This is a genomic window from Pseudonocardia humida, from assembly GCF_023898865.1.
GTDB lineage: Bacteria > Actinomycetota > Actinomycetes > Mycobacteriales > Pseudonocardiaceae > Pseudonocardia > Pseudonocardia humida.
Genome location: NZ_JAGSOV010000057.1, coordinates 123,218 through 131,647 on the forward strand (window position 1 = coordinate 123,218; position 8,430 = coordinate 131,647).

Below are 8,430 nucleotides of genomic sequence, written 5' to 3' on the forward strand. Positions count from 1 at the left end.
ACATCGACCCCCGGCACCGGGGGAGGGAGGGCTGGTCGGCGCGCGGGGAGCGGGCCATGATCGGACCGGCAATGGATCGAGGAGGAACACATGACCGGTGACGAGATCGTGCTCGGCGCCCTTCCCAAGGGCATCACCCTCGCCGGCGAGGGCATGGAGAAGAAGGTGTGGAACGTGCTCGGCCACACCTACTACATGAAGGCCGCCAGCGGCACCAGCTTCGCGTTCGAGACCTACGACCCGCCGGGCACCGGCGTCCCGCCGCACGTGCACCCGCGCCAGGACGAGCACATCTACGTGCTGGAGGGCGTCTTCACGCTCTACCTCGACGGCGCCTGGGAGACCGCGGGCCCCGGTGAGACGGTCCGGATGCCCATGGGCCTGCCGCACGCCTACTACAACCGTGGCGAGGCGCCCACCCGCGGGCTGTTCTGGGTGAGCCCGGCCGGGCGGCTGGCCGAGCTGTTCGACGGCCTGCACAACCTGCAGGACCCCGACGAGGTCGTCCGGCTCTCGGCCGCCCACGACGTCGAGTTCCTGCCGATGGGCTCGGTCGAGGGCGCCTGACCGCGCCCCCGACCTGCTGGGGGCGGACTACGGCCCGCCGAGCGGGGCCACGTCGGTCACCCAGACGACCGGCGTGCCCTGCTCGTCGCTGGCGGCCAGGTCGATCTCGGCGGTGACCGCCCAGTCGCGGTCGCCCGCGGGGTCGTCCAGGACCTGGCGCACCAGCCAGCGCTCGGGCTCCTCGGTGATCTGGATGAGCTGCGGGCCGCGCGCGTCGGGCCCGGTGCCGATGTCGGCGTGCTCGGCCCAGTAGGGCTCCAGCGCCTCGCGCCAGGCCCGGGCGTCCCAGCCCGCCTCGGCGTCGAGCTCGCCGAGCAGGTCCCAGCGGCGCAGCGCGGCCAGCTCGACGCGGCGGAACAGCGCGTTGCGCACCAGCACCCGGAACGCCCTGGCGTTGGCGGTCACCCTGGCCGGGCCGGTGTCCAGGCTCGGTGGCGTCGGCTCCTCACCGGTGCCGGCCCCCGCGGCCAGGGCCTCCCACTCGTCGAGCAGGCTGGAGTCGACCTGGCGGACCAGCTCGCCGAGCCACTCCACGACGTCGATGAGCTCCTCGGTCTTGGCCTCGTCGGGGACGGTCTGGCGCAGGGCGCGGTAGGTGTCGGCGAGGTAGCGCAGCACCAGGCCCTCGGAGCGGGCCAGCTGGTAGTGCCCGACGTACTCGACGAACGTCATCGAGCGCTCGAACATGTCGCGGGCCACCGACTTGGGCGACAGCCGCGCGTCGGCCACCCACGGCGCGCCGCGGCGGTAGGTCTCCAGGGCCGCGGTGAGCAGCTCCTCGAGCGGCTTGGGGTAGCTGACGTCCTCCAGCAGCGCCATCCGCTGCTCGTACTCGATGCCCTCGGCCTTCATCGCGGCCACGGCCTCGCCGCGGGCCCGGTTCTCCTGGGCGTAGAGCACCTGACGGGGGTCGTCGAGGGTCGCCTCGACGACCGACAGCACGTCCATCGGGTAGCTCGGCGACTCGCGGTCGAGCAGCTCGAACGCGGCCAGCGCGAACGGCGAGAGCGGCTGGTTGAGCGCGAAGTCGAGCTGCAGGTCGCCGACCAACCTCACCTGGCGGCCCTCGGCGTCGGGCTCGTCGAGCTGCTCGACGACGCCCGCGGCCAGCAGCGCCCGGTAGATCGCGATGGCGCGCAGGATGTGCTTGCGCTGGCGGTTGCGCGGCTCGTGGTTGTCCTCGAGCAGGTGGCGCATCGCGGCGAAGGCGTCGCCGGGGCGGGCGATGACGTTGAGCAGCATGGCGTGGGTCACGACGAAGTGGCTGGTCAGCGGCTCGGGTTGGGCGTTCTGCAGGCGCTCGAAGCTGGTCTGGGACCAGCCGACGAAGCCCTCGGGGGGCTGCTTGCGCACGATCCGGCGGCGCTTCTTGACGTCGTCGCCCGCGCGGGCGAGCAGCCGGGCGTTCTCCACCTCGTGGTCGGGGGCCTCGGCGACGACCGTGCCGATCGTGTCGTAGCCCGCGCGCCCGGCCCGCCCGGCGATCTGGTGGAACTCGCGGGCCTTGAGCGGGCGGGTGCGCTGGCCGTCGTACTTGCTCAGCGCGGTGAACAGCACCGTGCGGATCGGCACGTTGATGCCGACGCCGAGGGTGTCGGTGCCGCAGATGACGCGCAGCAGTCCGGCCTGGGCCAGGGTCTCCACCAGCCGCCGGTAGCGCGGCAGCATCCCGGCGTGGTGCACGCCGATGCCGTGGCGCACCAGCCGCGACAGCGTCCGGCCGAAGCCGGCGGTGAACCGGAAGCTGCCGATCAGCTCCGCGATCGCCTGCTTGTCCTCCTTGGACGTCACGTTGACGCTCATCAGCGCCTGCGCCCGTTCCACGGCGGCCTGCTGGGTGAAGTGCACGACGTAGACCGGGGCCTGGTTGGTCTGCATCAGCTCGGAGATCGTCTCGTGCAGCGGGGTGAGCACGTACTGGTAGACCAGCGGCACCGGCCGCTGCACCGAGGTGATCACCGAGGTCTCCCGGCCGGTGCGCCGGGTCAGGTCGTCGCGGAAGAACGACACGTCGCCCAGCGTGGCGCTCATCAGCAGGAACTGCGCCTGCGGCAGCTCGATCAGCGGCACCTGCCACGCCCAGCCGCGGTCGGGGTCGGCGTAGAAGTGGAACTCGTCCATCACCACGCTGCCGACGTCGGCGGCCCGGCCCGAGCGCAGCGCGATGTTGGCCAGGATCTCGGCGGTGCAGCAGATGATCGGGGCGCCCTCGTTGACCGCGGCGTCGCCGGTGAGCATCCCGACCTTCTCCGGGCCGAAGACCTCGATCAGCGCGAAGAACTTCTCGCTGACCAGCGCCTTGATCGGCGCGGTGTAGAACGTGCGCCTGCCGGCGGCCAGCGCGGCGGCGTGCGCGCCGATCGCGACCAACGACTTCCCCGAGCCCGTCGGGGTGGAGAGGATGACGTTGGCCCCGGTGACCAGCTCCAGCAGCGCCTCCTCCTGGGCGGGGTAGAGCGACAGGCCGCGCTCGTCGAACGCCCAGTCGGTGAACGCCTCGACGAGGGCGTCGGGGTCGTCGGTGCCGGGCGGGAGGCGTTCGGTGAGCGTCATGGTGCACCGATCGTGCCCCACGCCCGATCCGGGCGCTCCCGGCACCCGACGCGGGGCCGTGCGGCGTGCGCGCGGTCGGGTCGGTGGGACTACCGTGATCGCCGTGAGCGGGCGGCCTACGCCGGGCGCGATGCCCGACCTCGTGCCGCCGATGCGGCCCTCGACCGGTTCCGGGCAGCCGCCGAACGGCCCCGACTGGGTGGTCGAGCTGGACTGGACCGGCTACCGCTGCATCGCCTACGTGGAGCCGGGCAGGCGGGTCCGGTTGCTCAGCGCGAACAACGTCTCGATGACCGCGGCCTACCCGGAGCTGGCCGAGCCGCTGCTGCGCCGCTCCCCGCCGGGCGGGATGGTGCTCGACGGCACGCTCGTCGCCCGCGGCGAGGAGCACGCCGCGCGGGCCCGGCTGCTGCTGCGCCGCGGCGGCCGGTTCCGGCCCTCCGAGCAGCACATCCAGGCGGTGCCGGTCGACTTCCAGGTCGCCGACCTGCTCTGGCTCGACGGGCACGCCACCACCGAGCTGGCCTACCGCGACCGGCGCGGCCTGCTGGAGGGCCTCGGGTTCGACGAGGCGCCGGTGTGGACCACCTCACCGATGCCGGTCTCGGAGCTGGCCGCGATGCTGCGCATCGCCGACACCAAGGGCGTCGACGCCCTGCACGCGCGCCACCTGGGCTCGCGCTACAAGCCCGGCGGGCGCTCGCCGCTGTGGCTGAAGGTGCCCGTGCGGCGGGTGCGCCAGGTGGTGGTGGGCGGCTGGACGCCGACCGACCCCGCGCACCCGGACACCATCGCCAGCCTGCTGGTGGGCGTGCCCGAGGGCGGTGGGCTGCGCTACGTGGGCCGGGTGGGCGTGGCGGGGGAGGAGCGCAGGCGGGCCGCGGAGCTGCGCCCGCTGCGCCGCTCCGACCCGCCCTTCACCGGTGCCGGCGCGACCGTGCCCGCGGCGCACGCCCGCGACGCGATCTGGGTGCGGCCCCGGCTGGTCGGGCTGGTGGAGTTCACGGGGTTCACCGCCGACGGGCGGCTGCGGCTGCCGCGTTGGCGCGGGCCGGTCGACCCTGCCGAGGTGGACGAGCCCCGCTGGGCGCGCCCGACCGACCCGCCGCCGCGGCGCGACGCCCCGCCCGCGGAGCCCGCGCCGGACCGCTCCCCGGCGACCGCGCCGGCACGGGAGCCCGAACCCGCCCCGGACGGCGTCCGCGAGCGGCGCCTGGAGCAGCACTTCTTCTACAACTCGCTGAACACCATCGGCGCGCTGATCCGCTCCGACCCCACCCGGGCGCGCGAGCTGCTCTTCGGCTTCGCCGACGTCTCCCGCTCGGCCGACCTGCCGGAGGACTCCACCAGCACGCTCGCCCGCGAGCTCGACGCCGTGCGCGGCTACCTGCAGCTGGAGCAGGCCCGGTTCGGCAGGCGCCTGCGGGTGCGCCTGGACGTCGACCCGGACACCCCGCCCCTCGACGGCGTCGCGGTGCGGCCGCTGCAGGTGCTGGCGGTCGTGCGGACGGTCGTGCAGGGCGAGATCGAGCCGCTGCCCGATGGCGGGGAGCTGACGGTGTCCGTGCGGGCGGCCGTCGACGGCTGCCGGGTCGACGTGCAGGGCCCCGGCGGCCCCCCTTCCGAGATCGTCCTGCCGGCGTCGGGAGCCTCTCTGCCAGGCTGAACGCCCCGAAGGCGGGACGGCGGGATGAACATCGACCAGCCGCGCGGCCGCCTCGTGGAGCAGTGGGTACGGTTCGCGCATGCTCGGCCTTCCCGACGGCACGCGCGCGTGCCTCTTCGACCTCGACGGTGTGCTGACCGACACGGCCAGCGTGCACGCCGCGTCGTGGAAGCAGATGTTCGACGACTTCCTCCGCGCCCGTTCCGAGCGCGACGGCACGCCCTTCGTGCCGTTCGACGTGAAGGCCGACTACGGCCCCTACGTCGACGGCAAGCCGCGGTTGGCCGGCACCGACTCCTTCCTGCGCTCGCGGGGGATCGTGCTGCCCCAGGGCGGTCCCGACGACGCTCCCGGCGCGGAGACCCTGCACGCGCTGTCGACGCTCAAGAACGACCTGGTCCAGGAGAAGATCCGGACCGTCGGGGTGGAGGTGTACCCCGGCTCGGTCCGCTACCTGCACGCGGCCAAGGAGGCCGGGCTGATCACCGCCGTGGTGTCCTCCTCGGCCAACGCCGAGCAGGTGCTCGAGGTGGCCGGGATGACCGAGCTGATCGACCACCGCATGGACGGCGTGACCGCCAAGCAGCGCGGCCTGCCCGGCAAGCCCGCCCCGGACACGTTCCTGGCCGCCGCGGCCGACCTGGGCGTGGACAGGTCGCAGGCCGTGGTGTTCGAGGACGCGCTGGCCGGCGTGGCCGCCGGCAAGGCGGGTGGGTTCGGCTTCGTGGTGGGGGTGGACCGCCTCGGCCACGCCGACAAGCTGCGCGAGAACGGGGCCGACGTCGTGGTCTCCGACCTCGCCGAGCTGCTGGAGGACCGGTCGTGAGCCCCGACCCCGCCCGGCCGTTCACCGTCGAGCCGTGGCTGGTCCGCGAGCCGAAGCTCGACCTGGACGCCCTCGGCCAGGTCGAGTCGGTGTTCGCGCTGTCCAACGGCCACATCGGGCTGCGCGGCAACCTCGACGAGGGCGAGCCGCACGCGATGCCGGGCACGTACCTCAACTCGTTCTACGAGCGCAGGCCGCTGCCCTACGCCGAGGGCGGCTACGGCTACCCCGAGTCCGGCCAGACGATCATCAACGTGACCAACGGCAAGATCATCCGGCTGCTGGTCGAGGACGAGCCGTTCGACCTGCGCTACGGCCACCTGCACCGCCACGAGCGGGTGCTCGACCTGCAGGCCGGCACGCTCACCCGCGAGGTCGAGTGGGAGTCGCCCGCCGGCCGCGCGGTCAAGGTGCGCAGCACCCGGATCGTCTCGCTCACCCAGCGCGCGATCGCCGCCATCTGCTACGAGGTCGAGGTCCTCGACGCGCCCGCGCTGCTGGTCGTGCAGTCCGAGCTGGTCGCCAACGAGCAGCTGCCCTCCCGCGGCGACGACGACCCGCGCGTCGAGGCGGCGCTGACCGACCCGCTGGTCGCCGAGCAGCACCGCAGCGACGAGGCCGGCGCCACGCTGCTGCACCAGACCCGCCGCTCCGGGCTGCGGGTGGCCGCGGCGATGGACCACGAGGTCTCCGGGCCGAACGGCTTCAAGACCACCTCGGAGGCCACCGAGGACATCGGCCGCACCACGATCATCGCCCGGCTGGCGCCGGGGGAGAAGCTCTCGATCGTCAAGTACGTGGCCTACGGCTGGTCCGCGCGCCGCTCGCAGCCCGCGCTGCACGACCAGGTCCGCGCGGCGCTGGCCGCGGCCCGCTACACCGGCTGGCAGGGCCTGCTCGACGAGCAGCGCGCCTACCTCGACGAGTTCTGGACCACCGCCGACGTCGAGATCGACGGCGACGCCGAGCTGCAGCAGGCCGTGCGGGTGGCCACCTGGCACGTGCTGCAGGCCGGCGCCCGCGCCGAGCGCCGCGCGATCGGGGCCAAGGGCCTGACCGGCGAGGGCTACGACGGGCACACCTTCTGGGACACCGAGACGTTCTGCCTGCCGGTGCTCAGCCACCTGGCCCCGGAGGCGGCGGCCGACGCGCTGCGCTGGCGGCAGTCGATCCTGCCGCTGGCCTACGAGCGCGCCGAGCAGCTGGGGGTCAAGGGCGCGGCGTTCCCGTGGCGGACCATCCGCGGGCAGGAGTGCTCGGGGTACTGGCCGGCGGGCACCGCGGCGTTCCACATCAACGCCGACATCGCCGACGCCGTGCGCCGGCACGTGCTGGCCACCGGCGACGTCGAGTTCGAGCGCGAGGTCGCCCTGGAGCTGCTGGTGGCCACGGCGCGGCTGTGGCGCTCGCTGGGCCACCACGACTCCGCGGGGGAGTTCCGCATCGACGGGGTCACCGGCCCCGACGAGTACACCGCCATCGTGGACAACAACGTCTACACCAACCTGATGGCCCAGCAGAACCTGCGGGTGGCCGCGGACACCGCGGCCCGCCACGCCCGCGCGGCCGCCCGGCTCGGCGTCAACGCCGAGGAGATGGCCAGCTGGCGCGACGCGGCGAAGTCGATGCGGATCCCGTTCGACGAGGTGCTCGGCGTGCACCCGCAGTCGGAGGGCTTCACCGACCACCAGGTGTGGGACTTCGAGTCCACCCCGGCCAAGATGTACCCGCTGCTGCTCAACGTCCCCTACTTCGACCTGTACCGCAAGCAGGTGATCAAGCAGGCGGACCTGGTGCTGGCGATGCAGCTGCGCCCGGACGCGTTCACCCCCGAGCAGATGAAGCGGAACTTCGCCTACTACGAGGCGCTGACGGTGCGCGACTCCTCGCTCTCGGCGTGCACGCAGGCCGTCGTCGCGGCGTGGACCGGGCACCTCGACCTGGCCTACGACTACCTGGCCGAGGCCGCGCTGGTCGACCTGAACGACCTGGCGGGCAACTCCGACCACGGCGTGCACATCGCGTCCATGGCCGGCACGTGGACCGCGGTGGCGGCGGGCTTCGGCGGGATGCGCAACGACGGCACCGGCCTGCAGTTCTCCCCCCGGCTGCCCCCGGCGCTGTCGCGGATCTCGTTCGGGCTGCGCTGGCAGGGCCGCCAGCTGCGCGTCGAGATCCGGCCGGAGGAGGCGGAGTACCGCCTGGTCAGTGGCCCGCCGATGCGGCTGCGCCACCACGGCGAGCCGCTGGCGCTGGCCGAGGACCCGCAGATCCGTCCGATCGGCCCGGTCGAGTGGGTGGAGCCGGTCGAGCAGCCGCACGGCCGCGCCCCGCGCGCCCGCCACCCCGGGTGAGCCCCGGCGGGTGGTGGCGGGGCGGCGGGGTGTGAGCCCGCGCCGGCCGGGGTATGCACCGGGGTTGAACGACCGCAAGGAGGACCCGTGAACCCCGATCACGCCCGTGAGCTGCTGACCACCGAGCTGGCCGAGCTCGACGAGCGAGCCCGCTTCGCCGGTGAGACCCGCGAGGAGGCCTCCGCCGACACCCTCGGCCAGGAGGGCGCCATGGGTCAGCACCCCGGCGACTACGGCACCGAGGTCGCCAACACCATGGAGGCCGAGCTGCTCGTCGACACCGTCGCCGTCCAGCGCCGGCGCATCGAGGCCGCGCTCGCGCGGCTCGACGAGGGCACCTACGGCACGTGCTCGGTGTGCGGCACCGAGATCGACGACGAGCGCCTGGAGGCCCGCCCGGAGGTCGACACCTGCCGCGAGCACGCCGACACCCCCGTCACCGCCTGACCCCACCCCGTCGAGAA

At 73.8% G+C, this 8,430-nt stretch carries 6 protein-coding genes; 5 read left to right on the plus strand and 1 reads right to left on the minus strand.

The genetic code is table 11. The features are described from left to right. Window positions 1–90 precede the first annotated feature (90 nt). Window positions 91–567, plus strand: a complete 477-nt coding sequence (locus tag KDL28_RS27200) for a cupin domain-containing protein (RefSeq protein ID WP_252442996.1) — start codon at window positions 91–93, stop codon at window positions 565–567. Window positions 568–594: 27 nt separating this feature from the next. Here the strand turns inward: KDL28_RS27200 and KDL28_RS27205 are convergent, their stop codons facing one another. Next, window positions 595–3,120, minus strand: coding sequence for a DEAD/DEAH box helicase (locus KDL28_RS27205; RefSeq protein WP_252442998.1), 2,526 nt, complete (start codon window positions 3,118–3,120; stop codon window positions 595–597). A 103-nt stretch (window positions 3,121–3,223) separates the two neighbouring features. On the opposite strand from KDL28_RS27205, the gene KDL28_RS27210 reads away from it, so the two are divergent. The 4 genes from KDL28_RS27210 (at window position 3,224) to KDL28_RS27225 (ending at window position 8,413) form a co-directional block, all read left to right on the plus strand. Beyond that, window positions 3,224–4,786, plus strand: coding sequence for an ATP dependent DNA ligase (locus KDL28_RS27210; RefSeq protein WP_252443000.1), 1,563 nt, complete (start codon window positions 3,224–3,226; stop codon window positions 4,784–4,786). A gap of 79 nt (window positions 4,787–4,865) precedes the next feature. Beyond that, entirely contained in the window at window positions 4,866–5,612 is a 747-nt protein-coding gene (locus KDL28_RS27215) for a beta-phosphoglucomutase family hydrolase (RefSeq protein WP_252443002.1), read from the plus strand. Beyond that, a complete protein-coding gene (locus KDL28_RS42430) occupies window positions 5,609–7,966 on the plus strand; it encodes a glycoside hydrolase family 65 protein (protein WP_252443004.1) in 2,358 nt (785 codons plus the stop codon). The genes KDL28_RS27215 and KDL28_RS42430 overlap by 4 nt, the downstream gene beginning before the upstream one ends. 87 nt (window positions 7,967–8,053) lie before the next feature. Next, entirely contained in the window at window positions 8,054–8,413 is a 360-nt protein-coding gene (locus KDL28_RS27225; RefSeq protein WP_252443006.1) for a TraR/DksA family transcriptional regulator, read from the plus strand. Window positions 8,414–8,430: the final 17 nt, after the last annotated feature.